Raw genomic sequence first — 26,036 nt, forward strand, 5'->3', positions numbered from 1 at the left:
GGCTCCTGGTGTCAGAAGAAGCGCAGGTACAGGTACGGGACGCAGATCACGATGGTGATCACGGTAACGATGAGCCCGTACTTGGTGAATTCCCAGAAGGTGATCTTCTTGCCGGCGCGTTCGGCGATGCCGAGGACGACGACGTTGGCCGAGGCGCCGACCGCGGTGGCGTTGCCGCCCAAGTCGGCGCCGAGGGCGAGGGCCCACCACAGGACGTTGCCCTGCGGAGTGCCGTTGGCATGGACGAGGTCGGCGACGATCGGGCTCATCGTGGCGACGTAGGGGATGTTGTCCACGATCGCAGACAGGACCGCCGACGCCCCCAGGAGCAGGACCGTGGTACCCCACAGCTTGCCCTCGGTCGCCTCGGTCGCGGCCTTCGACAGTTCGTCGATAACGCCGGTGTTGACCAGGGCGCCGACCATGATGAACAGCCCGGCGAAGAAGACGAGGGTGTGCCATTCGACGTCCTTGGCGACCTCGTCGGCGTTCAGCCGTGACGCCGCGAGCAGGACGAGGCCGCCCACGATCGCCACGACGGCGGGTTCCAGGTGCAGGATGGAGTGCAGGACGAACGCGGCGAGGACGAGGGCGAGGACGGTGAGGCTGATCGTCAGTAGCCGGGTGTCTTTGATGGCGTCGCGTTCGCGCATCGCCATCACCCGGGCGACCTTCGCCGGGTCGTAGCGGAACGCGTCGCGGAACAGCCATCGGCACAGGGCGAGGAACACGATCAGCAGGATGACCACGATCGGGGCGAGGACGTTGAGGAAGTCGTTGAACGTGAGTCCGGATTTCGACGCGATGATGATGTTGGGCGGGTCGCCGATGAGGGTGGCGGTGCCGCCGATGTTGGAGGCCATCACCTCGGCGATCAGGAACGGCGCCGCAGGCAGGCCCAGCCGGTCGCAGACGAGCAGGGTGACCGGTGCGACGAGCAGGACGGTGGTGACGTTGTCCAGGCCCGACGACGCCACGGCGGTGATCACGACGAGGATGACCATCACCGGGTACGGGCGGCCTTTGGCGCGTTTGACGGCCCAGATCGCGAGGTATTCGAAGAGTCCGGTGCGGCGGAGCACGGAGACGATGAGCATCATGCCGATGAGCAGGACGATGACGTTCCAGTCGATGCCGGCTTCGGGAGAGAAGAACGCGTGTTCGGCGTCGGTGGCGCCGATGAGCAGCATCAGTACCGCTCCGCCGAGGGCTGCGGCGACGCGGTGGACCCATTCGGTGGCGATGAGGACGTAGGCGGCGGTGAAGATCGCGACCGTGATCCAGGCGAGGGTGGTCATGCGCCGAGCACCCGGTCGAGGAGCCGGTCGAGGGTGATCGCGCCGAGCAGGGCGCCGTGGTCGACGACGGCGACGAGCGGAGTCCGGGTGCGGGCCATCAGCGCGGCGACCTCCAGGACGGTGTCGTCGGGGTCCACGACGGGCAGTTCGTGCGGTTGCGGAGGCAGGCTGTCGCGGACGGTCCGCTCGCCGAGTTCGGTGAGGAACACGTCGGCGGCGGCTTCGTCGATCACCGCGGCGAGGTTCGGGTCGTCCTGGATGTAGACGGGTACGGCCAGCCGCAGCACCTGCGTACCGGGGAGCACCGCGAACGGCGCACCGCGGTCGTCGACGACGATGAGGCCGGGGAGGTTGGATCGGGCGAGGAGCCGGGCGGCGTCGATGGCCGGGTCGGTGAGGGCGACGGTGGGGTAGTCCACCATGAGGTCGCGAGCGCGCATCGGTGCGGTCCGTTCTGATCGGTCGGCAAGGACGTTGCCGACCAGACTTCCCGGCGCACCGCCGATCACCTTACAGGCCGACGGGGCTTGGAGGGCAAGGTCGGTGTCGGCAATGGGGAACTCGGCTGTGGATGGACGAACGGAGCCGGGAACACCGTCGCCGTGCAATCGCGTTGTCGGCGCGGCGCGGCGACCGCCGTGGATCCTCAGGATCAGCCCGCTACCAGTCCGGACGGACAGCCGAAGCGCTGTTTCGGTAGCCTTCACCCGGGCCGAGCCAAGGAAGGGCGCGATGCTGCACCTACGGATCATCACGCCGACAGACCTCACCGAGCGCGTCGTCAAGATGCTGGAGGCCGAGCTGGCCGTCACGCACGTCGTCGTGCTGCCCGCCGCAGCCCGGCAGCCACCGGGCGACCTCGTCCTGTGCGACGTGGCCAGGGAGGGCGCCAACGAGGTCCTCGACGAGTTGCGCGCACTGGGTGTCGACAGCCGGGGCGCGGTCACGGCGGAGGACATGGACCTGGTGCTGTCGGCGTCGGCGAAGCGGGCCGCCAGAGCCGCTCCCGGTCTCGGCGCCGACGCCGTGGTGTGGGAGGAGATCGCCCAGAAGACCGGCGAGGAGACCCGCCTGTCCGCGACATATCTGGTCTTCCTCTGCGTGGCGACGGTCATCGCCGGGATCGGTGTCCTGCTCGACCAGCCGATCCTCATCGTCGGGGCGATGGTCGTCGGCCCGGAGTTCGGGCCGCTCGCGGCGTTGTGCCTGGGCCTGGTCCAGCGCCGTCGGACGGTGGTGACCCGCTCGCTGGTGACATTGGTGGTCGGGTTCGCCGTGGCGATGGCAGTGACGGTCCTGACGACGTGGATCCTGACCTGGCTCGGCCTGGTCGACGAGGCGATGCTGACGGCGCCTCGACCCTTGACGGACTTCATCTGGCGGCCGGATGCCCTGTCTTGGGTGATCGCCTTCCTCGCCGGGGTCGCCGGGATGCTGTCGTTGACCTCGGCGAAATCGGGGGCGCTGATCGGCGTCCTGATCTCGGTCACCACCGTGCCTGCGGCGGCGAACGCCGCCGTCGCCCTGGCCTACGGCGTCACCCACGAAGCATGGGGGTCAGCGGTCCAGCTCTTGGTCAATCTGACAGCGATCGTCGTCGCCGGGATCATCACGCTGGCCGTTCAGCGGCTGTGGTGGAAGCGTCCGTCCGTGAACCCCACCGCGTAGGCATCTCCAGGCGGCCGAACGGTGTCGACCGGCGGCGCTATGATCACTCCCGCTTGTAGTGCGTGGTGGTAGGCGGTTGCGGTGGAACCGGTGTTAGGTCGGGTGCGGCGGTGGGCAACGGCCCGATGGGGAGCGGTCAGCCAGGCACGTGGTCCGACCTGTCGATGGGATCAGAATCAGATGAGTGGCACAGCGAACGAGTTCGCGATTCCCGCAGTCGTGGACAGCCCCGCGCGGCCTGCAGCGCCGGGCTCCGGATTGGCGCGGTGGCTAGTCGCGAACCGGGTGGCGCCGGTGGGGCCGGAGTCCGACGAGGGGCACGGCACGCCGCAGTCCTGGTGGAAGGTCATGTGCCTGACCGGGGTGGACTACTTCTCCACCCTGGCTTACCTGCCGGGTATCGCCGCCCTGGCCGCTGGCGCGCTGTCGCCGTTGGCGACCCTGCTCATCGTTGCGTTGACGCTGCTGGGGATGCTGCCGATGTACCGGCGGGTGGCGAGGGAGAGCCCACACGGGCAGGGGTCGGTCGCGATGCTCGAGGACCTGCTGCCGTTCTGGCGCGGGAAGCTGTTCGTGCTGGTCCTGCTCGGGTTCGTCGCGACGTCGTGGATCATCACGATCACCCTGTCCGCCGCCGACGCCTCGGTCCACCTCCTGGAGAACCCCCTGGCCCCGGCGTTCCTGCACGGGCACGCGGTGCTGATCACCGTGATCCTGCTCATCGTCTTGGGCGGGGTCTTCCTGCTCGGGTTCTCCGAGGCGGTCGGGGTCGCGATCCCCCTGGTGGCGGTGTTTCTGCTCCTCAACGCCGTCGTCGTGGTCGCCGGCCTGGTGGACGTGTTCACCACCGGCGGGGCGTGGTCGAGTTGGACCGACGCGTTGACCGCGGGCGGCGGTGGCTGGACGGGTGTCATCGGCCCTGCCGTCCTGGCGTTCCCGCTGCTGGTCCTGGGGCTGTCCGGGTTCGAGACCGGAGTGAGCATGATGCCGCTGGTCGCCGCCGACGGTGCCGACGCCAAGGAACGCACGCGGTCACGGATCCGCAACACCCGCAAGCTGCTGACCGTTGCCGCGCTGATCATGTCTGTCTACCTGATCGCCACCAGCCTCGTCACCACGATCCTCATCCCGGCCGAGCAGTTCGCTCCCGGCGGTGAGGCCAACGGACGCGCGCTGGCCTACCTCGCCCACGAAAGCCTCGGCGAGGGCTTCGGCACCGTCTACGACATCAGCACGATCCTTATCCTGTGGTTCGCCGGGGCGTCGGCGATGGCCGGACTGATCAACATCGTGCCCAGGTATCTGCCCGCCTACGGCATGGCTCCGGAATGGGGGCGCGCGGTCCGGCCGGTGGTGCTCGTCTACACCGTCATCAGCATCGCTATCACGATCATGTTCGGCGCCGACGTCAACGCCCAGGCCGGTGCCTACGCCACCGGGATCCTGGCGATGATGGTCTCGGCCAGCGTCGCGGTCACCATCTCCGCGATCCGCTACCGCCAGCGCCTCGCCACCGCCGGCTTCGCGATCCTCACTCTCATCCTGCTCTACGCCCTGGTGGAGAACATCCGGGAGAAACCCGACGGCATCGCCATCTCCGCCATGTTCATCGCCGGGATCATCACCGTGTCGCTGATCTCCCGCGTATCACGCACGACGGAGCTACGCGCCGACCGCATCGAGTTCGACGACCGGGCACGGCGTTTCATCACCGAATCCCTCGCCTACGACGGGGCCCTGAACCTCATCGCCAACCGCCGCAAGGACGGCGACCGCGACGAATACCGGGCCAAGGAACGCGAGCAACGCGGCATGAACCCGGTGCCCGGCACCGCCGACGTCCTGTTCCTGGAGATCGACGTCGTCGACCCGTCGCAATTCAGCGACGTCCTCGCCGTCCGCGGTGTCCAGGTCGACGGTTACCGCATCCTGCGGGCGTCCAGCCCCGCCGCTCCGAACGCCATCGCAGCGATCCTGCTCGCCCTGCGCGACGCCACCGGCAAACGACCGCACTGCTACTTCGAATGGTCCGAAGGCAGCCCGCTGCTGCACCTGATGCGGTACCTCCTGCTCGGCCGCGGCGACACGCCACCCGTCGTCCGCGAGATCCTGCGCAAGCACGAGCCGGAACGCCTCCGCCGACCCGGCATCCACGTCGGCGGATGACATCGACTCCGAGGCGGCCTCGAAGACTTACATAAATCTTACATATTTCGATTGAATATCCGGCTCCCGTTCGATGTGATTGCTCATCGAGCGATGGAGGAGACGGATGAGGAATCCCTGGGCTACACGAGCGGCCGCACCGGGCGTGCTGATGTTCGCCCTCGCCGGGATGTTCGGCGTGGCGCAGACCGCAACAGCCGGTGCACCCACCGGACCGCCCGCGGCGGTCCAGGCCTCGGGCACCGCAGCGCCGACGAGCATCACGAACATCGTCTACAAGACGGTGGCCGGTACGCAGATCAAGCTTGACCTGTTCTTCGCGTCCGCGCCTGGCATCCATCCGCTGATCATCTGGGTACACGGCGGCGGGTGGCAGAGCGGAGACAAGAGCAACTGCCTGCCCACCCGGCTGAACGTGACCAGCCGCGGCTACCACGTCGCCTGCATCGACTACCGCCTCTCCGGCCAGGCAATCCACCCCGCCCAGATCGAGGACGTCAAGTCGGCGATCGTGGTCCTGCGCGGCCGCGCCGCCCAGTACCGCCTCGATCCACAGCGGTTCGCCATCTGGGGCAGCTCCGCCGGCGGGCACCTCGCCGCACTCGCCGGCACCACCTCGGGCGATCGGCTGTTCACCACCAACTCCGGCGCCAGCACCGTCCAGGCCGTCGTCGACTACTACGGACCCACCGACCTACTCGCACTCGTCCAGACACCGGGCTACACCTCGCACCAGTCACCCGACTCCGCCGAGTCGCGGCTGCTGGGCGGACCGGTGCTCGACAACCCGCAGGCGGCCGACGCGGCCAGCCCCATCACGTACGCCTCGCCCGCGGACCCGCCCTTCTTTATCGTTCACGGCACGGCAGACCCGGTCGTGCCACCGCAGCAGAGCTCCCTCATCCGCGACGCGCTGCAAGCCGACGGCGTGACGGCGCAACTGACCTACCTCACCGGTGCGGGACACGGCGGTCCCGAGTTCTCCACCCCCGCACTGACCGACCAGGTCCTGCTCTTCCTCCAGGAACAGCTCGGCTGAGCGCGCTTCGGTGCCGGGGTGGACGGCGACCGCGTCTGGTCGGTGCGGAGGTCGTCACCGCGTCAAGGTCCGATGAGCTACGCTGCGCCTTGGTGTGCCGGGAAGTCTGGTCGGCGAGTCCTCACCGACCCACGCCCTCCCAGGGAGCACCGCATGTTCATCGGGTTCCTGCTCGCCGCCGCCGGCCTGGTCGTGCTGACCTTCGCCGCCGACCACCTCGTCATCGGATCGTCCAGACTGGCCACCCGGATGCGCGTCAACCCCGTCGTCGTCGGGGTGATCGTCATCGGCCTCGGCACCAGCGCACCGGAGTTCCTCGTGTCGGGCGTCGCCGCCGCCCGCGGCGACACCGGCATCGCGATCGGCAACCTCATCGGCTCCAACATCCTCAACCTCACCCTGATCCTGGGCATCGCCGCGCTCATCGCGCCCATCGCGGTCGCCTCCTCCGTCGTGCGCCGAGAGGTCCCCCTCGCCGTCGGCGCCGTCGCGGTTCTCGGCGTACTGGCCTGGTGGGGCCTGAACCCGCTGACTGCGGCGGTCCTCACCGTCTGCCTCGCCGGCGCCCTGTATCTGCTGGTGCGGTGGGCGAACAACGGCCGCAACGCCGAGCTCGAAACCGAGGTCGCCGACGTCGTCGAGGCCGGCCACCGCACGCCTGTGGAGGTCCTCCGTGCAGTTGCCGGACTGGCCGGGGTCCTCGTCGGCGCGCAACTGCTGGTGACCAACGCGTCGAGCATCGCCGAGCACTACGGGGTGCCGCAGGTCGTCGTCGGGTTCACCGTCGTCGCCCTCGGCACGTCCCTGCCGGAACTCGTCACCACCATCCAGGCCCAGCGCCGCGGCGAGACCGACCTCGTCGTCGGGAACCTGTTCGGCAGCAACCTCTTCAACAGCCTCGCCGGCGGCGCCGTCGTCGGCTTCGCCGCCGGCCCGCACGCCACCGCCCGCGCGTCGGTCGCACTCGTCTCGGCGATGATCTTCACCGGGATGCTCGGGTGGGCGCTGCTTCGACGCGGCCTGCGCCTGACCAGAGTGGAAGGTCTGGTCCTGCTCGTAGCTTATGCGGCCACGCTTCCGCTGCTGTTGTCCTGACCCACTGATTTCGACCGGCACAGCGACGCCGTCACCGTCCGGTCATCGGCCGCGTACGAGCTGCCGCAGCGATACCGCCGGGTCGGTGAGCTGGTCGGCGGTGACAGGGATGTGCTGGTCGATGAGACGTTGGGCGGCCCGGGCGTCGAGTGGCTGGTTGACGGTCACCGCGCCGATGCATCGGCCGTCCCGGAGGTAGAAGATGCTGAGTTCGTCATCGGTGTGCAGGCGGATCGCCGACTGGGCCCGGGGGTCGAGGTGGCCGACCATCTCCAGGTGGATGTCGTACCGGTCGGACCAGAACCACGGTGCCCGCGGTGGCTGTTCGGGCGTGTCGAGGATGGTCGCGGCGGCGGTCTGGCCGCTGCGCAGGGCGTGGTCCCAGTGCTCGACCCGTGGTAGCGGGCCGTCGGGTCCGTGCCTACGGGAGGCGTCGCCGACGGCCATGACCCGCGGGTGGCTGGTGCGCTGGCGGGAGTCGACCAGGATCCCGTTGTCGACGGCCAGGCCGGCGGCCTCGGCCAGGGCGGTGTCGGCGGTAATACCGATGCCAACGAGCAGCGCGTCGGCGGCGATCGTGTCGCCGGTGGACAGGACGATCCGGACGGTGTCGTTGTCGGCGGCGTGGATGTGCTCTACGCCGGCCTGGTGGGTGGTGACGCCGTGGGCGGCGTGCCGGCGGTGCAGCAGGGTCGCGGCTTCGGGGCCGATGGCGGCTGCCAGCGGCAGCTCGTTGGGGTCGATCAGATCGACGTGGCAGCCGCGGGCGACGGCGCTCGCCGCTGCTTCGGCGCCGATCAGCCCGGCGCCGATGACAGCCAGTTTCGTACCTGGTCGCAGTGCATCGGTCAGCCGCCGGCAGTCGGCGACGGTACGCAGTTCGTGCAGCGCCGGGTGACCTGTCGGCAGAGTGTTGACGCCGCCGGGCAGGCGTCGCGGGGTGCCGCCGGTCGCCAGGACGATCATGTCGGCGGTCAACCGCCGACCGGGCAGGTCGACCGTGCCGCTGTCGGGGTCGATACCGGCGACGGTGGTGCCGGTGAGCAGTGTGATGCCCTGCTCCGCGAACCAGTCCGCCATCCGCAACGCCGTGGACTGACGCTCCCCGCGCAGGACCTCCTTGCTCAGCGGCGGCCGGTCGTAGGGCAGGTCGGCTTCGCCTCCGATCAGCGTGATCGGGCCGGGATGGGCCCCGGCGCGCAGGGCCTCGGCGGTACTCAGCCCGGACAGGCCGGCACCGACGATGACGACGTGCCCGGTGGTCGCGGTCACGGTGCGACCGGCGGCTGGCCGGGTCGCAGCCACAGGTCCCCGTCGCGCACGTCGACCCGGTGGGGGCAGGCGTCGCGGGTCGCGGGCAGGCAGGTGACCTTGCCGGTACGCAGTGCGAAACGGCTCTGGTGGGACGGGCACTCGATCTCGCCGTTCTCGAGCCAGCCCTCGGCGAGCGACGCCTGCTCGTGCGTGCAGGTGTCGTCGAGGGCGAAGAACTCACCGCCGTCGTTGAACAGGGCGATGTCGTCGCGCCAGCCAGTGACCTTCGCCGGGACGAGGCGGATCTCCCCGTCGGGCAGTTCGCTGGTCGCGCAGACCCGGACGCCGTCTGCTGATGCGCTGTCGGTCATACAACCACGCTAGTACTCAGAATTGCGCAAAGTATTACTAATTGTATGCACAGTCCTTACGGACTGCGGCGGCACGCGCGGCGGCCGCCATATGGTCAACCGCCGGTGTCGACCAGCGCACAAAACGCTCACTGCGACCCACGCCCTGGTGGAGCCGTGCTATAGCCATCAGCGAAACGCAAAGGCAATCCTGCGTTTGTAAGATCAACCTGTCCGTCCTGCCGCTACGGTCAGTGACATGACCAATGCGGTTCTGGACGGACTCCGTTCGCAGATGCCCGACGGCTGGCCGTCCATGGACGAACGACACCAGGTCGGCGAGGCGACGTGAGCAGCGCCATGGTCGTCTACGCCGCTGCGCTGCGGCGGGCATCACGCGGTCGCAGCGCACCGCTGCGGCTGGCGACCGTGGACGGCTGCTACACCCATACCGTCGATGCCCGGCCGTGGTGCGCCGACGTCGACACCGCAGACATCACCGTCCTGCGCCGATGCACCGGCCCCACCCTCGACATCGGGTGCGGCCCGGGCCGGCTCGCTGCGGCGCTCGCTCAGCGTGGCGTACCCACCCTCGGCGTCGACGTCAACCAGACGGCGGTCCGGCTCGCCCGCCGACGCGGCGTCACGACCGTGACCGGCAGCGTCTTCGACCTCCTGCCAGACGAGGGCCGCTGGCAGCACCTGCTGCTGATCGACGGCAACCTCGGCATCGGCGGCGACCCCGTCGCCCTGCTACGGCGCTGCGCCGAACTCATCACCCCGAACGGGCAGATCATGGTCGAAGTCGAACCTCCGGGCACCCCGACCTGGGACGGGCCGGTGACCATCACCGGAGGCCGGCATACCAGCGACGTCTTCGACTGGTCGGTCGTCGCCGCCGACCGCCTCCCCGAGCAAGCCGCCGCCGCCGGGCTGCGCCTGGCCGATCAATGGACCGAGAGGCGTCGATGGTTCGCCTGCCTGACCACCTGAACCCCGCCGTCCAAGCGCCGAAGCTGTCGAAACGGTTCACCTCGAAACTGCGCTCAGCGCGCCTGACCAGCCAGCTGGGCATCGCGACCGGGGTGGCGTTCGGGATCTGCCTGCTCACCGGGTATATCAGCCACGCCATCCAACATCCTCCATGGTGGTTCGCCTGGCCGTCACGGCCCATCAGCCTCTACCGGGTCACCCAGGGACTACACGTCGCGACCGGACTGATCGCCGTGCCGTTGCTCGCCGCCAAACTCTGGTCGGTCTACCCGAAGCTGTTTCGCTGGCCGCCCCTGCAGAACTTCAAGCAGAACCCGCTGAACGCCCTCGAACGAGGAAGCCTGATCCTGCTCGTCGCCGGTGCGATCTTCCAGCTCACCACCGGCATCCTCAACATCGCCCGCTGGTACGCGCCGATGGGCTTCTTCTTCACCACCGTGCACTTCTGGACCGCCTGGATCACCATCGGCGCGCTGCTGATCCACATCGCCACCAAACTGCCGATCGTGCGCCGCGCGCTGACCGCCCCGATCCGCCCGGTCAAGACCACCGGCCTGACCCGCCGCGGCCTGCTCACCGGCGTTGGAGCCGCAGCCGGTGCCGTCACCGTCGCCACGATCGGACAGACCGTCCGCCCGCTCGCCGCCATCTCGGTGCTCGCCCCCCGCGACCCTCGGATCGGACCGCAGGGCTTCCCCGTCAACACCCCGGCGACCAGCGCCGGAGTGACCGAGTCGGCCACCTCTGCCGACTACCGGCTCACCCTCACCGGCCCCGCCGGCAGCCACACCTACACTGTCGACCAGCTGCGCGCCATGCCCCAGCACGAATCCGAACTGCCGATCACCTGCGTCGAAGGGTGGAGCGCCACCGCGCACTGGACCGGCGTACGCCTCCGCGACCTGGTGGCGATCGTCGGCGGCGACGACGACTCACAGGTCACCGTGACCTCGCTGCAGCTGGGCAGCCTGTACTCGACCTCGACCGTCGCGCCGCCACACGCGAGCAACCCGCTGACGCTGCTCGCCCTCGGCGTCAACGGCGAACAGCTCGCCCTGGACCACGGCTTCCCCTGCCGGCTGATCGCCCCGAACCGGCCCGGCGTCATGCAGACCAAATGGGTTACGAAGGTGGAGGTGAGCCGCCCGTGAAGTGGCTGCGCGGCGCGCTGGCGGCGGCCGGCGGCGTTATTGTCGTGATCGGATTCCGCGGCGTCTGGGACGTGATCAACGGACCCGAAGTCTGGCACTACTTCCGGCTGCTGCTCGCCGTCTGGCTCGTCAACGACCTGCTCGCACTGCCGCTGGCCATCAGCGTCGGCTGGCTGGTCGGTCGACGATTGCCGGCGTTCGCCAAGCCGGTGGTGCAGTCCGCGCTGCTGTGCAGCATCCCGATCACGCTGATCGGCTACGCGATGGCGAAGGGCAAGACGTTCAACGCCGACAGCCCGTCGGTACTGCCCCGCAACTACGGCGTCGGGTTGGCCATCTCGCTCGGGCTCGTCTGGCTGGCCGCCGCGCTGCTCATGGCCGTTCGCTACCGGCGGCATCACCAGACCGCCGATGCTGTGCCGTCGACGCCCGTACCGGAATAGAGATCCACCAACGGAGCGCGTGCCACCGCGACCGCGGACGACCTGCGGACCATGGTCCTGACCGGCCGCGGCGCCCTATACACCCCCGACCACATCGGGTTCACCGACGCCCTGCCCCTCACCGACGTCGGAAAACCTGACAGGAAGGAACTCCGCCGCAGAGCCGGCTCACACACCCCATGACCTGTGCGACGGCCTCCACCCCACGACCGATCAGCGCGGGGCACGCAGCTCCGGCAGCTCATACAACCTGGCCAGGAACATCCCGATCTCGATGGTGAGAGGCACGCGATACCGCAGGAGGCGACGCCTGCGATTCTGCGTCGGTGGATGGGGCGGGTCGCTGCGGCGCGCTAGCCGGTCACGGTCATGCAGTCCGTGGCCGCGGCCGCGCACAGTCGGGTGTTGCCGCCGACGAGCTGCACCCGTAGGTCGTGCGGGGCGAGTCCGCCGTCGTTGAGCGCGCGGCGTAGCGCCGGGAGGTCGAGGTCGGGAGGCAGGCCGACGGCGGTGACGGTGATGGTCCCGTTCTTGGCGACGACGTCGGCGATCTGCCAGTGGGCGTTGTCGGCCCACTGGAGGGCCAGCGGCCGGGCGGTGGCGGCGAGTTGCTGGTCTCGGGCGATGGTGACAGTGCCGATGGTGAGCGGGACGGCGACCAGGATCACGAGACAGCTGACGGCTACGAGGGTGGTTCCGCGTAGGCGACTGACAGCGTGCCCGGCGGTCTGGGCGGCGGCCCGGACGCGGTAGAGGAGGAAGACGAGCGTGCCGGTCGCGACGATAGCGGCCACGTTGGTGGCGAACAGCAGGGCGGACTGCCCTGCGTCGTGATAGCGGCCGACCTCGAGGAGCAGGCCGGTGACGGCGAGTGGTGGGACGAGGGAGATCGCGATCGCGACTCCGGGCAGTATCGAAGTACCTGTCGCGTATTCACGTATGGGTAGCTGTCTTGTCACTTTCAGTCATGCATTACTGATTGTGATCGAGGATTCACGTACGGTCTACTTCGGTGATTGCACGCCAGCCCCTACCCTGAGGTGGATCCAGCATGCGCGTCAGAACACTCGCCGCATCGGTCGCGCTCGCGATCGGCGCCGTCCTCGCCATCGCCGCACCAGCGTCGGCCCACCCCACCCTCACCGTCACCGCAAGCCCCACCGCCGTGGTCTCCGGTACGGACACCACGGTCACGATCTCCGGAACCTCGAACGGCAACTACACCGGCGCCCGCATCGACCTGTTCTCCACCGGCGGCCCCGGCACCCTCACGTCGTTCACGACGTTCGTCTCCTGCGGCGGCGGCCCCACCTGTACCGAGGTCGGCGCGCTGTACCGGCTGGCGCTGCCCAGCCTCACCAACGGGCAGGCCTTCTCCTACACCGTCACCCTGACCGTCGACGCCGCCACCGCATCCACGACGTTCACCCCCAAGGCCCAGTTCTACACATCCGGCGGCAGCACCACCGGCGCGGTCACCGGCCCGGTCATCACTGTCACCTCCCCGACCACGCTCACCGCGGCGCCGGCGACCACCAGCGTGCAGCTGGGCAGCGCGCTCACGGTCACCCTGACGGCGACCAACGTCGACAACGCCGCCCGCACCTACCGGATCACCTCGGCCGACCTGCCGACCTACACCACCCTTGGTACCTGCGCCGGAACGCCCGTGGCCACCAGTACCTGCACCGCCTACGGCACCACCGGATACGAGGCGGCCGTCGCGGCATCGACAGCAGGCAGCGGCCAGGACGTCGCGTTCACCCTCAACACCACCGCCGCGCACGCCTCGGACACGATCACGGCGGAGGTCCTGGTCGGCGGCGTCGTGAAGGCCACCACCACCTTCACGATCACCGTCACCAACCTCTACCCGGACGTCCGGGCGACCAAGGGCACCCCGACCTACAACGCGGTCAGCCAGCAGATCACCTTCCGCTGGAACCTGACCAACATCGGCACCGCCGCCGCCACCGGGCGTACCGTCACCAGGACCGTCACCCCCGCAGGCCTGACATCGAGCGGCCTCGGCGCGGGCTGCACCGGCAACTCCGACAACGAAACCTGCCCCGGCCCCAACCTCGCCCCCGGTGCATCGGTCAACCCCACCTACACGCGCACCGTCGCACTCCTCGCCTTGGGCACCTACACCGTCGACTTCACCTTCAACACCCCCAACGACCCCAACCCCGCCAACGACACCATCACCTTCACCTGCACCGTCCTCACCGGACTGGTCGTGAACTGCACCTGACCCACCCACGGCCTGCTGCTCGACACCAGCGGCCAGCGCCGCCGCCCCGGACCGACAGGGGAATGCGACGGCGCTGGCCGTGGGTGCACCGGCGAGGCCCAAGCGGGCCGGTGTAGCTCGACCCGTTGTGCGGGGTGCCGCCGCTGATGGCCGGGGCATACGTCGGTCCAACGTCCCCACGAAAGGGCACGAACCATGATCCGTCTGAGCGCAGCCTTGACGACCCTCGTCCTCGCCGCCGCCGTACTCTCCCCGCCGACCTCGGCCTACGCGGCGTCCTCCACCACCTGTACCGGCACCACCCATGTCACCTACAGCCCCGGCCTGACCCTCACCCCGCAGGACGTCACCGGCACCGAGACTGACACCATCTCCTCCTGCACCTCCACCGACACGACCATTACCGGAATCACCACCTCGCCTACCTACTCCTTCGACGCGCCGGGCGCCTCCTGCAACGCCGTCCAGGTCAGCCCCGGCGGCGGCGGGCTCGTCATCCACTGGAACAACGGCCAGACCTCCACCCTCACCGGCCTGGTCGGCGTCCTGACCGCGACGGGCGGCATCGTGCAGAACACCGCCACCGGCACCGTCACCGCTGGCGAGTTCAACGGCGCCACCGCCGTCATCACCTGGATCTACGCCCTGGTCAACCCGCTGCAATGCCTGATGCCCGGCGGGCTCACCACCCAAGACGGCACCATCGTCCTCCAGGTCACCGGCGCGTAGACCCAGGCCAGCGCCGATGAGGGGATTCTTGGCCCAGCAGTCCCCAGAGCCCCCACTTCTCTAGGTGGTTGAGACCGGGACTCGATGGGGCGCGCGGTAGAGAGCGGCCGCGACGGCGCTGAACACGGCGACGAGCGCGGCGTTGACCGCCACGGCGAGCCAGCCGATGTTGGCTATGTGGGCCACTGGCCAGACGATGGCGCTCGCTGCGAGAAGCGCGGCGGTCCAGGTCGGGGCGACCCCGCGCAGTACGACGGCGCCGAGCAACAAGGTCAAGGGGAAGCACAGGCCGAGTGGTTTGATCAGTACGGCGACGCCGGTGGCGTCGACCAGGTCGGTGTCGCCGATCGAGACGTGGATGGTGTTGAATCCGTAGGCGACGTTGCCGGCCGCGCCTAACGCGCCGACGATGAGGAGGACGGCCGCCAGACGGCCATTGCCTAGGGTAACGAGGCGAACCATGACCACGGTGTAGCCGACTGCGCCGAGGACGTGTGCCACCGCGGCGGTTGGATCGTCCCAGCCGCGTGTCGCGTACAAGAGGTCGGCAATCAGATAGATGGCGGGCGCGACGAGAAGCGACGCGGTGAGTAGGCGCCCCAGCGGTGTGGAAGTCATGGTTCCACCGTCGTCGCGTCCATGCGTTGTGGCATCCGGGCTGGCCCTCGACATTGGCAGGGTTAACCCTGGTCCTATCGCGCTTCTGGGCTGGCAGGATACAGCTGTGATCCGGGCAGCCGCACAGCGCTGGGCATTGGGCACGGCGACCGCCGTGCTGGTCGGCGGCGGTTTCGCGCTTGGTCTGAACGTCGGCAACCTACATAACGGTCTCATCGCCGCATCGTTTGGCGCGGTCGGGCTGTACGTGGTCCACCGCAGACCAGGCAGCCGCGAGGGTTGGCTGTTCGTCGCTGTCGGCGTCACCCATGCGGTGATGTTCGCGGGTCGTCAGTACGGCCTGCACTCGGGCCCGCTTCCGGGTGCTTCCTGGATCGGCTGGCTCGGGGTCTGGCCGCTCCCGCTGGTGCTGGTGCTGGTCGGCGTGGCGGTGATGTGCTTCCCGACGGGCCGGCTCCCGTCTCGTGGATGGGTGCCGGTCCTCGGCGTACTCGCCGCGATGGGGCTCGTCCTTTCCACGGTCTCGGCGCTGTGGCCGGTGGAGTACGGACGCACCGGCCTGGTCGCCGGTCATCCGCTTGATCTTCCAGGGTTCTCCACCGCGGACGCCTTCTACAGAGTCGCCCGCCCGGTCGGCTATCTGCTGTTCCAGCTGACCTGGGTCGCCTGCGTGGTGGCGCGGGTGCGGCGCGCCCGCGGTGACGAGGCCCGCCAACTGCGCTGGTTCCTCTACTCGGCAACGATGTCCGCCGCCGTGATGGTGCTCGGCCTGGCGGTGTGGGGATCGCCGATTCCCGGCACGCTGACAGCGCCGCTGCTCGCCGTGGCAGCCGGTGCAGCGATCCTGCGGTACCGCCTTTACGACATCGACCCTGTCATCAACAAGTCGCTGGTCTTCGGTGCGATGGCGGTGTTGGTGACCCTCGGCTACGCAGTCGTCGTGACCGGCATGGGCCGCCTCGTCAGCGGGTACGGCAACCTGCTGTCGTTACTGGCCACTGGTCTCGTGGCGGTGATCTTCGAGCCCCTTCGCCGGCGTGCGCAGCGGCTGGCAGACCGCGTCGTCTACGGGCGGCGGGCCTCTCCCTATGAGGCGCTGGCTCGGCTGTCGGCGCACTTCACCGCCCCTGCCGGTGGACTGCTCGACGGTATCTGCGCAACCGTTGCCGACGCCGTCGGAGCGCACGAGGTGACGCTGTGGACCGGCCCGGCCGACACGTTGCGGGCGGTGTCCGTCTGGCCGACCACGACCTCTCTCCCGACCGGGTCTCGCACGTTCGCCGATCTGGTGGCGGTGCCGGTACGCCACGACGGCCGCTTCCGTGGAGCGATCACCGTGACCAAAGCTCCGGGTGACACCCTGTCGATCGCCGAGCAGCGCGTAGTCGGTGACCTGGCTGCCCAGGCCGGCCTGGTCCTGGAGCTACGGGCGACCGCCCAGCGACTGGTCGCGGCCGGAGACGCCGCACGGCGGCGGCTGGAACGCGACCTGCACGACGGCGCACAACAACGTCTGGTCAACGTCGCGATGGAACTCGGCAGGGTGGTACGGCTCGCCACGACGGCGGGCGCCGCGGAGGTCGCGGCTCAAGCCGACGACGTACGCCGACAGTTACTCGATGCCACCGCTGAGCTACGCGAGTTGGCGAGGGGGCTGCACCCGGCGGTGCTGACCCAGGACGGTCTCGAGGCCGCGATCAGCTTCCTCGCCGACCGGTCGCCGTTGCCGGTACGGCTGACGGTGCTGGTGGCCCGTCGGTTGTCAGCCGAAGTCGAGTCCACGGCGTACTTCGTGGTCAGCGAGGGACTGACCAATGCCGCCAAACACTCTGGCGCCGACGCGGTAACGGTTCGGGTGGTCCTCGCCGGGGCCAGTCTGGTCACCGAGATCTCGGACGACGGCTGCGGCGGTGCAGCCACACGGCCGGGCAGCGGGCTGGAAGGCCTGGCCGACCGGCTCGCGACGCTCGATGCCCGCCTGACGGTAGAGAGCGGCCCGGCCGGCACTCACCTGAAGACGGTGATCCCATGCGGGTGATGCTCGCCGACGACGCCGTACTGTTCCGTGAGGGCATGGCCCGCGTCCTCACCGACGTCGGATTCACCGTGACCGGACAGGCGGGCGACGGTGCGGCGCTGCTCGGCCTCGTGCGCGCCGACCCGCCAGACGTAGCCGTGATCGACCTGCGTATGCCACCCGGCTTCTCCGCCGAGGGCATCGACACCGCGGCCGCGATTCGCGCGACGGTTCCCGGCATAGGCCTGATGCTGCTGTCGCAGTACGTCGAGGTGCACCACGCCCTACGGCTCATGACCGAGTTCGACGGCGGCGTGGGCTACCTGCTCAAGGACCGCGTCTCCGACCTCGTCGCGTTCGGGACGGACGTGCGCAAGGTGGCCGGCGGCGCAACCGTCATCGACCCCGAGCTCGTTGCTCGGCTCGTAGCTCGCCGCCGCGAGCTCGATCCCCTCGACAAGCTCACCGACCGAGAGCGTGCCGTGCTCGCCCTGATGGCCCAGGGTCTGTCCAACGCCGCCGTCGCCGCCGACCTGTACCTGGCCATCAAGACCGTCGAGGCACACGTCACGTCGATCTTCAGCAAGCTCGGACTCGTCCAGCACGACAGGGAACACCGTCGCGTCCTGGCTGTCCTCACATTCCTGCGGGCCTAAGCCGCGTCGCGAAGTGGGTTGTCGGTGGTGTGGGGCAGGGTGCGGGTTGTGGCTCGTTTCACCGCGTTCCGGTTCACTATGGACCCGGCGCCGGGGCAGGAGGTCCTGTTGCGGCGGTATGCGGGTGCGCCCCGGTTCGGGTACAACCAGTGTTTGCGCCTGGTCAAGGGTGCCCTGGATGCCAAGGCCCATGGCGGTGTGGTGAAGGTCCCGTGGACCGGGCTTCGACTTGATCAACGCGTTCAACGGGTGGAAGCGGTCTGCGGATGCCGGCCGGGTGATGGTCGCCGCCGGCGACGGCACGGTGACCGTCGAGGCGACCGGTCTGGCGTGGCGGGGTGAGGTGCGTCAGCAGGTGTTCGAGGAGGCTGTGGTCGACCTTGGGCGTGCCGTCGTGGCGTCGGGGCGTGTCTGGCCAGCCACGGGCTCGTTACACAGCGCATAGTCAGACTTCGATGCTGTGACGTTTGAAGGGCTTCCCATGCCACACGCTTCACTGCCTGATGGAACGGACCTGCTGGGGTGGTGGCTTCGCCAGCCCACACGGCGCGGGCGTCTGCGGAGCCGCCGTGTTCCGGCCGCTGATCCGTTCGGCATTCGGTTCGCGTTCTATGGCCGGATGTCGACGAGGGAGTTCCAGGACCGCTTGTCATCGGCGCGCTGGCAGCGCGACTTCGCCGAGGAGTTGGTCGACGGCCGGGGCGTGGTCGTCGCGGAGTTCTTCGACGTCGGCTGTTCCCGGCGGCTGCCTTGGCTTCAGCGCCCCGAGGCTTCGCGGCTGCTCGCGGCGATGGCCGACCCGGCCCGCGCGTTCGACGCGATCGTCGTCGGCGAGTTCGAGCGTGCGTTCTGCGGTGATCAGTTCCGTGTGCTGGCTCCGCTGCTCGAACTCTATGGCGTCGAGTTGTGGTTGCCTGAGCTCAACGGCCCGGTCGACGCTACCAACGAGCTGCACCTGTCGTTGTTGGCGTTGCTCGGTGTGCATTCGAAGCGGGAGGTTCAGCGGTCGCGGTTCCGGGCGAAGGCCGCGATGCGCGCCCAGGTGATCGAGCAGGGCCGACACCTCGGTGGCCGGCCACCGTACGGCTACCGCCTCGTCGACGCCGGCCCGCACCCGAACGCGGCGCACGCGCGATGGGGTCGCATGGTCCAACGCCTGGAACCCGACCCCGTCACCGCACCCCATGTCCGGTGGATCTTCGCGCAGCGGCTCGCCGGTCGCAGTGTCACCAGGATCGCGCACGACCTCAACGACCGGCAGGTGCCGTGCCCGTCCGGCTACGACCCGGGACGCAACCCGCACCGCAGCGGCACATCCTGGACGTTGCGCACGGTCGCGGCGATCCTCGCCAACCCCCGCTACACCGGGCGGCAGGTCTGGAACCGCCAGCACACCACCCGCGGTCCGCTCGACATCGCCGACGACCTCCTCGGACAGTCGGAAACCCGCCGCTGGACCGACCTGCAACAGTGGGTGATCTCCCGCGACGTCGCCCACGAACCGCTCGTCAGCGAGCGTGACTTCGTCGCCGCCCAGTGGACTAGCGCCGTCCCCGCACCCTTTGACGGCAACCTGAACCGGTACCTGCTCAACGGGTTGATCCGCTGCCGGGAATGCGGCCGGATCCTCGATTCACATTGGGTCAACGGTCACCCGGCATACCGATGCCGCCACGGCAGCCGCAGCTCAACCACCGCAGTCGGCGACCGGGTACGCAACGTCTACATCCACGAGACCAAGGCCATCCAGCAACTCGCAGAACACCTCGGAATACCAGACTCCGACCCCCACATGGTGGTCCAAGCATTACTTGAACACGACGCCCAGGTCACCTGCGCTGTCGGAGGCGTACTCGGCATCCATTTCGCGCCAACCCCCACGGCGACGAATCAGCGTCCGGCGATACCGCAACAGCGTCTAGCAGCAAAAACCCCCACCGATTGCCATCACTGACAACCGTGGGGGTTAACGTGTCCGAGGGGGGACTTGAACCCCCACGCCCGTTAAGGGCACTAGCACCTCAAGCTAGCGCGTCTGCCATTCCGCCACCCGGACAGGGTGCGTCCGGCCTGCTCAACCGGGGTATTCCCGGTTGTTCGGGCCGCACGCTGGACAACTTTACACGGCCCCTCACGGCCTCGCATCCGGGTACCCACTGTGGCGTAAACCCCCTGTTCAACCCGTGTTTGAACCGGATAAAACCTCCCTCGACCTGCCAGATTGCCACTAGCTGCGATCATCAGTAGCGTTATCGGACAGCGGGGACGGGCGATTCACTTCGGGCAGGAGCAGGGCGTGGCGCGGGAGATCGAGTGGCAGCCGGATTGGCGCTGGTCCCGAATGCACCCCGCCTGGGTCCGCTGGCTACCGTGCGCGATCGCCAGCCTGCGGGTCGTCCCGGCCGACGCGGACGCCTTCCCGCGCAGCTGGTGGGACCAGCCGGAGCTGGAGACGCCATGGGATGAGCCGATCTGGTGCGACCCGGGGTCCCTCGACGAGTGGATCGAGTCCAACACCCTCGACGCCGCCCCGGAGCTCGTCGACGCGACCGCCCAGCTCGCCGAGTCGCACTACGACCAGATCATCGACGCCCGCAGCCGCCGGATCGAGACCTTCACGGCGCTGTGCCGGGGCGCCGGGATCCCGGTCCCGCTGACCCTGCGCCAGCTTCTGGACTGCCTGATCGCGCTCGGCGTCTTCGACTCGTTCACGGGCGAGGACGGCGAGCAGTGGGTCGCCGGCAACCTCGACATCAATCCGCTCGACGTGCTGGGCTTCTCGGCGGCCGAGGCCGCCGAGGAGGCCACGATGCAGCAGGTGGAGCGCGGGGTCATCGCGGGCATCGGCCTGCGTCGCGCCGCCGAGGCCCTGGGCCCCGATTCACCCCCCGATTGTGTACGCGTGACGTTGCGCGAGCTGAGTGACTTCGCGGATCTGCCGCCCCTCGCCGTCCGGCGCGCCCTGGGCGTGGTGGTCGAGACGAGCGACTGGATCTCCGTGGACGACGAGACGGACCTGGTCACCGTCGGGCTGGACACCCCGATCACGATCCACGCGGAGTATTCGCGGCTCGCCACCGTCTACGAGATGGACGAGCTGCAGGCTCCGGAGCACATGATCTAGATCAGCCGATCGGTGGATGGCGGCCAGCCGTGTGTTGGAAACGTTTCATGGGCCGGTGGATTTCTCTGGCTGAATATGCGCCTATGTCATCGATTGGCATGCTCCGATTGCCGTGCGACCAAAGCAGTTTCGTCCCTCCGGGGGCTTTCCTCGGAGCCCGCCAGTGCGTACTGTTCATAGAAGTTTGAGGCCCGCGCCGCTTCCCCGTGGCAGCGTGGGTCTCAAACCTTTTATGGGGATGGGCCCTGTCCGAGCATCCCCGATGCGTGTTCCGCTCTGCGGAACACCGGGTTGGACGCCTTCCGGTTGTCGATGACAGTCGAGGCATGTCGTCGATGCTCAAGGCTCTCCTCGCGCTCACGCTGACCGTCGCCATCGTGCCGGTGGTCGCCGCCCCCGCGCACGCGAGCCCACTGGACCTCACCTGCGCGGTGGGGACGGAAACCGAGTCCTACCACCCGGGTCTGCGCCTGTTCTCCCAGACGGTCACCGTCACCGTCCAGCGGATCCTGTCGAGCTGCGTGTCGGTGTCGCATCCCGCGGTGACCTCCGCCGTCATCACCGTCAGCGTCAGTGCGGAGAAGTCCTGTCTGGATGCGTTGCCCGAGCCCAGCACCGGATCGTTCCCGATCACCTGGAACACCGCGCAGAGCAGCGTTTTCACCTTCAACCGGACGGTCGCGATCGTGGGCGGGGCCACCGTCATCACCAGGACCGGGACGATCACCTCCGGCCTGTTCAGCGGCGCGACCGCGGTGAACACCACCATCCTTCCGGTCACCAACCCGCTCGACTGCCTTTTCGAGCCGGGGCTGACCGCCGCATCGGGGACGTCCGCCCTCGTGCTCAGTTGACGCCCCTGCGCCGGGCGGGGCGAGCCGCCCCGCCCGGCGGTGGCGGCGGGTGCGGCAAGCCAACTTTGCGACGCAGGCGAGACCTTGAGCGGCTCGCGGACGCATGCTGTCGGCCATGCGAAACCTTCTCCGATTCGGCGCGGCAGCACTCATGGCGGCCGGGTTCGCCGTCGCGCTCCCCTCCCCCGCGCAGGCCGTGGTCTCCGCCGACGGCTACGTCTGGGCGAGCCAGCCCGATGCGGTGAGCTACACCGCCACGACCGGTTACGAGCGCAACTCCACCGGCGGCACCGTGCAGGTCAGCCGCTCCGGGACCGGTGTCTACCAGGTGCGCTTCACGGGGATGGCGACCAGTGGCGGTGTGGCCCACGCCCGGCCCTACGGCTCCGGCAACAACAGGATCTGCACGGTGGCGAGCTGGGGCCCGTCCGGCGCCGATCAGGTGGTCAACGTGCGGTGCTTCGACGCGGGCGGCGTACCGGCGAATTCGCTCTTCACGGCCCACTTCAGCAACCGGACCGCGGCCGCGGGGTCGTTCGGGTATTTCTGGGCCCATGATGCGACGCCGGCGGGCGGCGGTTACGTGCCGAGCGGCGCCTACGCCTACGACTCGACCGGGCTCACCAACCATGTGACCAGGCAGTCCACGGGTGTCTACATGCTCCAGATCGGCGCGGTGGACGCCTACTTCCCGGTCGGGCACGATGATGGGGTCTACCAGATCACCGCTTACGGGACCGCTGCGGTGCGGTGCGAGGTGTTCGGGGAGAACGACGAGGATCCGACCCCGATCGGCGTCTTCTGCCACAACCACAACGGCGTACTGGTCGATTCCCGGTTCTCGGTGAGCTACTCGCACAGCGTGACCGTGCTCGGCACCGCCACCGCGGCCTTCGGCAACATCCACTCCCGGCACTCCTGGATGAGCCCGGTGTTCTACCCGGCAGGCTGGTGGAACTCGGCGGGCGGCGCGCCGACCATCACCACGCTCGGCACCGGCCGCTACCGGGTGGCGTTCCCGGGCCTGTCGATCGGGTCCGGCTACGCGGTCGCGGGCTCGCGCGGTGACACGTCGACCTACTGCACCGTGGCGTTCTGGGGGTCGAACTCTGTGACGGTGAACTGCTACGACCAGGTCACCGACGCCTATGCCGACAGCGACTTCACCGTCGCCTTCACCGCCTGAGGACCGCGCCGACCGGTGCGACCCGCCCGGGTCGCGCCGGTAGCATCCGGGAGATGGGCGATCTCCTCCTCACCACCGAGCGGCTGCTCCTGCGCCGTTTCACCTGGGACGACGTCGACCACCTCGTGGCGCTCGACAGCGACCCGGCGGTGATGCGTTTCCTCAACGGCGGCGTGCCGACACCGCGCGAGGTGGTCGAGCGGGAGACAATGCCTCGGTTCCTCGCCTACGACGAGCGGTTCCCGGGCTTCGGCTGCTGGGCGGCGATCGACAGGGCGACGGCGGAGTTCCTCGGGTGGTTCGCGCTGCGACCGGAGGAGGACTCCCGCCCCGGCGAGGTCGAGCTGGGCTACCGGCTACGGGCGTCGGCCTGGGGTCGGGGGCTCGCGACGGAGGGTTCGCGCGCGCTGATCGACAGGGGCTTCGCCGAGTTCGGTGTGGTACGCGTGACCGCCAACACGATGACGGTCAATGCCGGATCACGCCGGGTGATGGAGAAGGCCGGGCTCAGGTTCGTGCGGACCTACTTCGCGCAGTGGCCCGAGGTGATCGAGGGCTCGGAGTTCGGCGACGTGGAGTACGCCCTGACGAGGGATGAATGGGAAGTGGCGAGCGCCGCACGGCGTGGCACCTCATGAAACGTCTTCGCACAGGTGTACGATCCTGCGCGTGGAGACCTTGGAACATTGGTGGCGCGACGTGGCTGACGGCGGCGGTCGGGTCGACGTCTATCTGCGGTTCAACCCGATCGGCGGGCAGTATGAAGTCGAGCACCGTGCGGGCGTGAAATCGGTGTGGCGCGAGTTCGCCACCGACCGCGAGGCGCGGGCCGCCGCCGACCGGCTCCGAGGTGCCGGGGGCGACGGCTGGCAGTGCCTGATCTACCTGCCCCGCGCGCAGGGGCAGCCCGTCACCGCCGTCGAGGTGGGCTAGATCGGCCCGACCAGCCGGCGGACGGAGTCGGCGAATTCTTGAGGATAGACCTCGTGCAGGCTGTGGCCGCCCGGAATCGTGCTCAGCTTTCCGTTCGGGAACTGGGCGGCCATCTCCGCGAGGAGGTGCTGCGGCACGTGGCTCTCCGGCCCGCCCGCCACCAGCAGCGTCGGCACGGTGATGGTGGCGAGCTGCCCCCACCAGCGCGGGTCCGGGTGGTTGACCTGTGCTCGGATCGCCGGGACGACCGCCCAGTCGAAGGGCGTCGGTTCGTCCGGCCGCACCGCGTCGGGCCGGTTCAGCGGCACCGGCGGTGGCGGCTCCTCCAGCACCAGCGCCAGGGTGCGCTCGGGGCTCGCGAGCGCGACGAGATAGGCGACGAGCCCGCCGAGCGAGTGTCCGACCAGGACGACCCGCTCCAGCGCCAGCTCGTCCAGGAGCGCCACGACGTCGTCGCGCATCAGCTCGGCGGAGTAGTCGCCGGGTCTCGGGCTGTCGCCGTGCCCGCGCAGGTCGACCGCGTAGGTCCGGCCGAGATCGCCGAGCAGCGGCGCGACCTCCCGCCAGGACGAGGCGTCCCCGCCGAGCCCGTGCAGCAGCACCACTGACGTTCCGTCGGGCCCGGGGTTTCCGCCGGCGCGGTAGGCGAGTGCGGTCATGATCCCCAGCATAGGTCGGCAGCCCGCCGCAGCTCGCCGCCGGTGGCCAGAAAGGGCGGCCATCAAACGGGTGAACAGTTAATATTTACGTCTTTCATTTTGCGTGATCGAGTGCTACTCCTATGACACCCGCACTCCACAACCCCCGGGAGTAACACGTGCGTCCACAGCGTACGGCCGCCTACGCGTCGGCCCTCATCGTTGCCGTCTGCCTCGCCATCGGCTTCGGCTCACCCGCCTCCGCGGCAGCCGCCGTCAACTACGTCGCCCTCGGCGACTCCTACTCCTCCGGCGTCGGCGCCGGCAACTACATCCCGTCCAGCGGCTCGTGCAACCGCAGCCCCAACGCCTATCCGGCGCTCTGGGCGGCGGCGCACAGCACCGCGACCTACAGCTCGGTCGCCTGTTCCGGCGCGACGACCGCCAGTCTGATCAGCTCCCAGGTGCCCGCGCTCTCCGCGACCACGACCCTGGTCAGCGTCACGATCGGCGGCAACGACGCGGGCTTCTCCAACATCATGAGCACCTGCGCGCTGCAGGGCACCGACCAGTGCGTTGCCGCGGTCAACGCGGCCGAGACGTTCGCCCGCAACACCCTGCCAGGCCGCCTCGACAGTGCTTACACCGCCATTCGCGGCAAGGCGCCGAGCGCCCGGGTCGTCGTCCTCGGCTACCCGGTCTTCTACCAGCTCGGCACGGTCTGCGTCGGCCTCTCCGCCACGTCCCGGGCGAAGATCAACGAGGGCATCAACCTCGTCGACGACATCACCAAGGCGGCGGCTCAGCGCCACGGCTTCACCTTCGCCGACGTGCGGTCCCAGTTCGTCGGGCACCAGCTCTGCAGCTACGGCACGAAGTGGCTGCACGCGCTCAACTTCGCCGACCTCGGCGTCTCCTACCACCCCACCGCGGCGGGCCAGTCCGGCGGCTACCTCCCGGTCTTCAACGGCTCCGCCGCCTGAAGCCCGCGTCCTTGATCTGGCCGCCTCCGGCCAGATCAAGGGCACATCACTTCCTCACGTGCGCAGGTCGATACGCCGGGGCGCTTGCCGATAGCGCTCAACCGTCGGGCCCGACGCGTGTTCACGTCGTCGCCGAGGCGAGCGTTCCTTCCACCGCCCAGTCGGCAGGGAGGCGGTCGACGATACGGGCGACCCGGTCCAGGCCGGTCACCTCGATGATCCGCTGTACGAGCGGGCTGGGTCCGCACAGGACCAGCGAGGATCGGGTGGACAAGGCGCAGAGGAAGTTGGCCAGGACCGACCCGGCGAAGGTGACCCCGGCCAGGTCGACATAGACGCTGCGGCAGCCGGTCGCGGCCAGGTGCACGGCCGCACGGTCGAGCTCCGATTCACCAGGCAAGCACACGTCACCAGTGAGGCGCACGCACACCACCGCGCCGCGCAGCGCGGTGACGATGCCGATGGTCATGGGGTCGCCGGGCGGATTGTTCATACCTCACCTCTGACACGTCCACGCGTGGCTGCCGAGGTCTGGGGCAGAGATCAATCAGTTGGCCCAATGTGCATCAGTGTACGCCGTTGTCCGG

At 69.0% G+C, this 26,036-nt stretch carries 27 protein-coding genes and 1 tRNA gene; 19 read left to right on the plus strand and 9 right to left on the minus strand.

The window, feature by feature from the left end; genetic code table 11:
• Window positions 1-11 precede the first annotated feature (11 nt).
• On the minus strand, window positions 12-1,298 hold the full coding sequence (locus tag F4553_RS07095) for an ArsB/NhaD family transporter (RefSeq protein ID WP_184833728.1): 1,287 nt from the start codon (window positions 1,296-1,298) through the stop codon (window positions 12-14).
• The gene (locus tag F4553_RS07100; protein WP_184833730.1) at window positions 1,295-1,738 is read right to left on the minus strand and encodes a CBS domain-containing protein; all 444 of its coding nucleotides are present in this window, start codon (window positions 1,736-1,738) and stop codon (window positions 1,295-1,297) included. The genes F4553_RS07095 and F4553_RS07100 overlap by 4 nt, the downstream gene beginning before the upstream one ends.
• Window positions 1,739-2,030: 292 nt before the next feature.
• Between F4553_RS07100 and F4553_RS07105 the strand changes: the two genes are divergently transcribed.
• The 4 genes from F4553_RS07105 to F4553_RS07120 all read left to right on the plus strand — a co-directional run bounded on the left by F4553_RS07105 (window position 2,031) and on the right by F4553_RS07120 (window position 7,266).
• On the plus strand, window positions 2,031-2,966 hold the full coding sequence (locus F4553_RS07105) for a DUF389 domain-containing protein (RefSeq protein WP_184833732.1): 936 nt from the start codon (window positions 2,031-2,033) through the stop codon (window positions 2,964-2,966).
• A gap of 180 nt (window positions 2,967-3,146) precedes the next feature.
• On the plus strand, window positions 3,147-5,132 hold the full coding sequence (locus tag F4553_RS07110) for an APC family permease (protein ID WP_184833734.1): 1,986 nt from the start codon (window positions 3,147-3,149) through the stop codon (window positions 5,130-5,132).
• A 106-nt stretch (window positions 5,133-5,238) separates the two neighbouring features.
• Window positions 5,239-6,171, plus strand: coding sequence for an alpha/beta hydrolase (locus tag F4553_RS07115; RefSeq protein ID WP_184833736.1), 933 nt, complete (start codon window positions 5,239-5,241; stop codon window positions 6,169-6,171).
• A 153-nt stretch (window positions 6,172-6,324) separates the two neighbouring features.
• On the plus strand, window positions 6,325-7,266 hold the full coding sequence (locus tag F4553_RS07120; RefSeq protein WP_184833738.1) for a calcium/sodium antiporter: 942 nt from the start codon (window positions 6,325-6,327) through the stop codon (window positions 7,264-7,266).
• A gap of 42 nt (window positions 7,267-7,308) precedes the next feature.
• Here F4553_RS07120 and F4553_RS07125 read toward each other — a convergent pair whose 3' ends face one another.
• Both F4553_RS07125 and F4553_RS07130 read right to left on the minus strand, forming a co-directional pair.
• The gene (locus F4553_RS07125; protein ID WP_184833740.1) at window positions 7,309-8,538 is read right to left on the minus strand and encodes an NAD(P)/FAD-dependent oxidoreductase; all 1,230 of its coding nucleotides are present in this window, start codon (window positions 8,536-8,538) and stop codon (window positions 7,309-7,311) included.
• Window positions 8,535-8,891 (minus strand): non-heme iron oxygenase ferredoxin subunit, encoded by a 357-nt coding sequence (locus F4553_RS07130; RefSeq protein ID WP_184833742.1) that lies wholly within the window; start codon window positions 8,889-8,891, stop codon window positions 8,535-8,537. The genes F4553_RS07125 and F4553_RS07130 overlap by 4 nt, the downstream gene beginning before the upstream one ends.
• 327 nt (window positions 8,892-9,218) lie before the next feature.
• On the opposite strand from F4553_RS07130, the gene F4553_RS07135 reads away from it, so the two are divergent.
• From F4553_RS07135 to F4553_RS07145, 3 genes are read left to right on the plus strand one after another with little or no spacing between them, the layout of a single operon-like run.
• Complete coding sequence (locus tag F4553_RS07135) at window positions 9,219-9,863, plus strand: class I SAM-dependent methyltransferase (protein WP_312875125.1); 645 nt, start codon at window positions 9,219-9,221, stop codon at window positions 9,861-9,863.
• Window positions 9,839-11,014 (plus strand): molybdopterin-dependent oxidoreductase, encoded by a 1,176-nt coding sequence (locus tag F4553_RS07140; protein WP_184833744.1) that lies wholly within the window; start codon window positions 9,839-9,841, stop codon window positions 11,012-11,014. Before F4553_RS07135 ends, F4553_RS07140 begins: the two co-directional genes overlap by 25 nt.
• The gene (locus tag F4553_RS07145) at window positions 11,011-11,457 is read left to right on the plus strand and encodes a hypothetical protein (protein WP_184833746.1); all 447 of its coding nucleotides are present in this window, start codon (window positions 11,011-11,013) and stop codon (window positions 11,455-11,457) included. Before F4553_RS07140 ends, F4553_RS07145 begins: the two co-directional genes overlap by 4 nt.
• 353 nt (window positions 11,458-11,810) lie before the next feature.
• Here F4553_RS07145 and F4553_RS07150 read toward each other — a convergent pair whose 3' ends face one another.
• Window positions 11,811-12,416 (minus strand): DUF389 domain-containing protein, encoded by a 606-nt coding sequence (locus F4553_RS07150; RefSeq protein WP_221469808.1) that lies wholly within the window; start codon window positions 12,414-12,416, stop codon window positions 11,811-11,813.
• A 92-nt stretch (window positions 12,417-12,508) separates the two neighbouring features.
• Here F4553_RS07150 and F4553_RS07155 point away from each other — a divergent pair, with 92 nt between their 5' ends.
• Both F4553_RS07155 and F4553_RS07160 read left to right on the plus strand, forming a co-directional pair.
• Complete coding sequence (locus tag F4553_RS07155; protein WP_184833749.1) at window positions 12,509-13,711, plus strand: DUF11 domain-containing protein; 1,203 nt, start codon at window positions 12,509-12,511, stop codon at window positions 13,709-13,711.
• Between the two features lie 195 nt (window positions 13,712-13,906).
• The gene (locus F4553_RS07160; protein WP_184833751.1) at window positions 13,907-14,440 is read left to right on the plus strand and encodes a hypothetical protein; all 534 of its coding nucleotides are present in this window, start codon (window positions 13,907-13,909) and stop codon (window positions 14,438-14,440) included.
• A gap of 60 nt (window positions 14,441-14,500) precedes the next feature.
• Here F4553_RS07160 and F4553_RS07165 read toward each other — a convergent pair whose 3' ends face one another.
• Window positions 14,501-15,058: a hypothetical protein gene (locus F4553_RS07165; RefSeq protein ID WP_184833753.1), complete on the minus strand. Its 558-nt coding sequence runs from the start codon at window positions 15,056-15,058 to the stop codon at window positions 14,501-14,503.
• 106 nt (window positions 15,059-15,164) lie between these two features.
• Here F4553_RS07165 and F4553_RS42280 point away from each other — a divergent pair, with 106 nt between their 5' ends.
• The 4 genes from F4553_RS42280 (at window position 15,165) to F4553_RS07185 (ending at window position 19,685) form a co-directional block, all read left to right on the plus strand.
• A complete protein-coding gene (locus tag F4553_RS42280) occupies window positions 15,165-17,096 on the plus strand; it encodes a histidine kinase (protein ID WP_184833755.1) in 1,932 nt (643 codons plus the stop codon).
• Window positions 17,087-17,731 (plus strand): response regulator transcription factor, encoded by a 645-nt coding sequence (locus F4553_RS07175; RefSeq protein WP_184833757.1) that lies wholly within the window; start codon window positions 17,087-17,089, stop codon window positions 17,729-17,731. The genes F4553_RS42280 and F4553_RS07175 overlap by 10 nt, the downstream gene beginning before the upstream one ends.
• A gap of 48 nt (window positions 17,732-17,779) precedes the next feature.
• Window positions 17,780-18,073 (plus strand): helix-turn-helix domain-containing protein, encoded by a 294-nt coding sequence (locus F4553_RS42895; protein WP_184833759.1) that lies wholly within the window; start codon window positions 17,780-17,782, stop codon window positions 18,071-18,073.
• 277 nt (window positions 18,074-18,350) lie between these two features.
• Window positions 18,351-19,685: a recombinase family protein gene (locus F4553_RS07185; protein ID WP_246466212.1), complete on the plus strand. Its 1,335-nt coding sequence runs from the start codon at window positions 18,351-18,353 to the stop codon at window positions 19,683-19,685.
• Window positions 19,686-19,703: 18 nt separating this feature from the next.
• On the opposite strand, the gene F4553_RS07190 is transcribed toward F4553_RS07185, so the two are convergent.
• Window positions 19,704-19,787: transfer RNA gene (locus tag F4553_RS07190), tRNA-Leu, on the minus strand.
• A gap of 240 nt (window positions 19,788-20,027) precedes the next feature.
• On the opposite strand from F4553_RS07190, the gene F4553_RS07195 reads away from it, so the two are divergent.
• From F4553_RS07195 to F4553_RS07215, 5 genes are all read left to right on the plus strand, one after another.
• Window positions 20,028-20,855 carry a DUF6042 family protein gene (locus F4553_RS07195; RefSeq protein ID WP_184833763.1) on the plus strand — a complete coding sequence of 276 codons (828 nt, stop codon included), beginning with the start codon at window positions 20,028-20,030 and terminating at the stop codon, window positions 20,853-20,855.
• 326 nt (window positions 20,856-21,181) lie between these two features.
• Complete coding sequence (locus F4553_RS07200) at window positions 21,182-21,709, plus strand: hypothetical protein (protein WP_184833765.1); 528 nt, start codon at window positions 21,182-21,184, stop codon at window positions 21,707-21,709.
• 115 nt (window positions 21,710-21,824) lie between these two features.
• Window positions 21,825-22,895, plus strand: a complete 1,071-nt coding sequence (locus F4553_RS07205; protein ID WP_184833767.1) for a hypothetical protein — start codon at window positions 21,825-21,827, stop codon at window positions 22,893-22,895.
• A gap of 53 nt (window positions 22,896-22,948) precedes the next feature.
• Window positions 22,949-23,533, plus strand: a complete 585-nt coding sequence (locus tag F4553_RS07210; protein ID WP_184833769.1) for a GNAT family N-acetyltransferase — start codon at window positions 22,949-22,951, stop codon at window positions 23,531-23,533.
• Window positions 23,534-23,564: 31 nt separating this feature from the next.
• Window positions 23,565-23,828 (plus strand): hypothetical protein, encoded by a 264-nt coding sequence (locus F4553_RS07215; protein ID WP_184833771.1) that lies wholly within the window; start codon window positions 23,565-23,567, stop codon window positions 23,826-23,828.
• On the opposite strand, the gene F4553_RS07220 is transcribed toward F4553_RS07215, so the two are convergent.
• A complete protein-coding gene (locus tag F4553_RS07220) occupies window positions 23,825-24,487 on the minus strand; it encodes an alpha/beta fold hydrolase (RefSeq protein WP_246466214.1) in 663 nt (220 codons plus the stop codon). The genes F4553_RS07215 and F4553_RS07220 overlap by 4 nt on opposite strands.
• Window positions 24,488-24,645: 158 nt before the next feature.
• Here F4553_RS07220 and F4553_RS07225 point away from each other — a divergent pair, with 158 nt between their 5' ends.
• Entirely contained in the window at window positions 24,646-25,449 is an 804-nt protein-coding gene (locus tag F4553_RS07225) for an SGNH/GDSL hydrolase family protein (RefSeq protein WP_184833775.1), read from the plus strand.
• Between the two features lie 121 nt (window positions 25,450-25,570).
• On the opposite strand, the gene F4553_RS07230 is transcribed toward F4553_RS07225, so the two are convergent.
• Window positions 25,571-25,942, minus strand: a complete 372-nt coding sequence (locus F4553_RS07230; protein ID WP_184833777.1) for an STAS domain-containing protein — start codon at window positions 25,940-25,942, stop codon at window positions 25,571-25,573.
• Window positions 25,943-26,036: the final 94 nt, after the last annotated feature.

The sequence above is a fragment of the Allocatelliglobosispora scoriae genome, assembly GCF_014204945.1.
Taxonomy (GTDB): Bacteria; Actinomycetota; Actinomycetes; order Mycobacteriales; family Micromonosporaceae; genus Allocatelliglobosispora; species Allocatelliglobosispora scoriae.

Coding starts and splice junctions, on each gene's coding strand:
- F4553_RS07185 (WP_246466212.1), top strand. CDS start 18,351: ATGTCGACGAGGGAGTTCCAGGACCGCTTGTCATCGGCGCGCTGGCAG.
- F4553_RS07110 (WP_184833734.1), top strand. CDS start 3,147: ATGAGTGGCACAGCGAACGAGTTCGCGATTCCCGCAGTCGTGGACAGC.
- F4553_RS07175 (WP_184833757.1), top strand. CDS start 17,087: ATGCGGGTGATGCTCGCCGACGACGCCGTACTGTTCCGTGAGGGCATG.
- F4553_RS07105 (WP_184833732.1), top strand. CDS start 2,031: ATGCTGCACCTACGGATCATCACGCCGACAGACCTCACCGAGCGCGTC.
- F4553_RS07160 (WP_184833751.1), top strand. CDS start 13,907: ATGATCCGTCTGAGCGCAGCCTTGACGACCCTCGTCCTCGCCGCCGCC.
- F4553_RS07205 (WP_184833767.1), top strand. CDS start 21,825: ATGCGAAACCTTCTCCGATTCGGCGCGGCAGCACTCATGGCGGCCGGG.
- F4553_RS07120 (WP_184833738.1), top strand. CDS start 6,325: ATGTTCATCGGGTTCCTGCTCGCCGCCGCCGGCCTGGTCGTGCTGACC.
- F4553_RS07155 (WP_184833749.1), top strand. CDS start 12,509: ATGCGCGTCAGAACACTCGCCGCATCGGTCGCGCTCGCGATCGGCGCC.
- F4553_RS07210 (WP_184833769.1), top strand. CDS start 22,949: ATGGGCGATCTCCTCCTCACCACCGAGCGGCTGCTCCTGCGCCGTTTC.
- F4553_RS07130 (WP_184833742.1), bottom strand. CDS start 8,891: ATGACCGACAGCGCATCAGCAGACGGCGTCCGGGTCTGCGCGACCAGC.
- F4553_RS07220 (WP_246466214.1), bottom strand. CDS start 24,487: ATGACCGCACTCGCCTACCGCGCCGGCGGAAACCCCGGGCCCGACGGA.
- F4553_RS07230 (WP_184833777.1), bottom strand. CDS start 25,942: ATGAACAATCCGCCCGGCGACCCCATGACCATCGGCATCGTCACCGCG.
- F4553_RS07095 (WP_184833728.1), bottom strand. CDS start 1,298: ATGACCACCCTCGCCTGGATCACGGTCGCGATCTTCACCGCCGCCTAC.
- F4553_RS07100 (WP_184833730.1), bottom strand. CDS start 1,738: ATGCGCGCTCGCGACCTCATGGTGGACTACCCCACCGTCGCCCTCACC.
- F4553_RS07140 (WP_184833744.1), top strand. CDS start 9,839: ATGGTTCGCCTGCCTGACCACCTGAACCCCGCCGTCCAAGCGCCGAAG.
- F4553_RS07165 (WP_184833753.1), bottom strand. CDS start 15,058: ATGACTTCCACACCGCTGGGGCGCCTACTCACCGCGTCGCTTCTCGTC.
- F4553_RS07115 (WP_184833736.1), top strand. CDS start 5,239: ATGAGGAATCCCTGGGCTACACGAGCGGCCGCACCGGGCGTGCTGATG.
- F4553_RS07200 (WP_184833765.1), top strand. CDS start 21,182: ATGTCGTCGATGCTCAAGGCTCTCCTCGCGCTCACGCTGACCGTCGCC.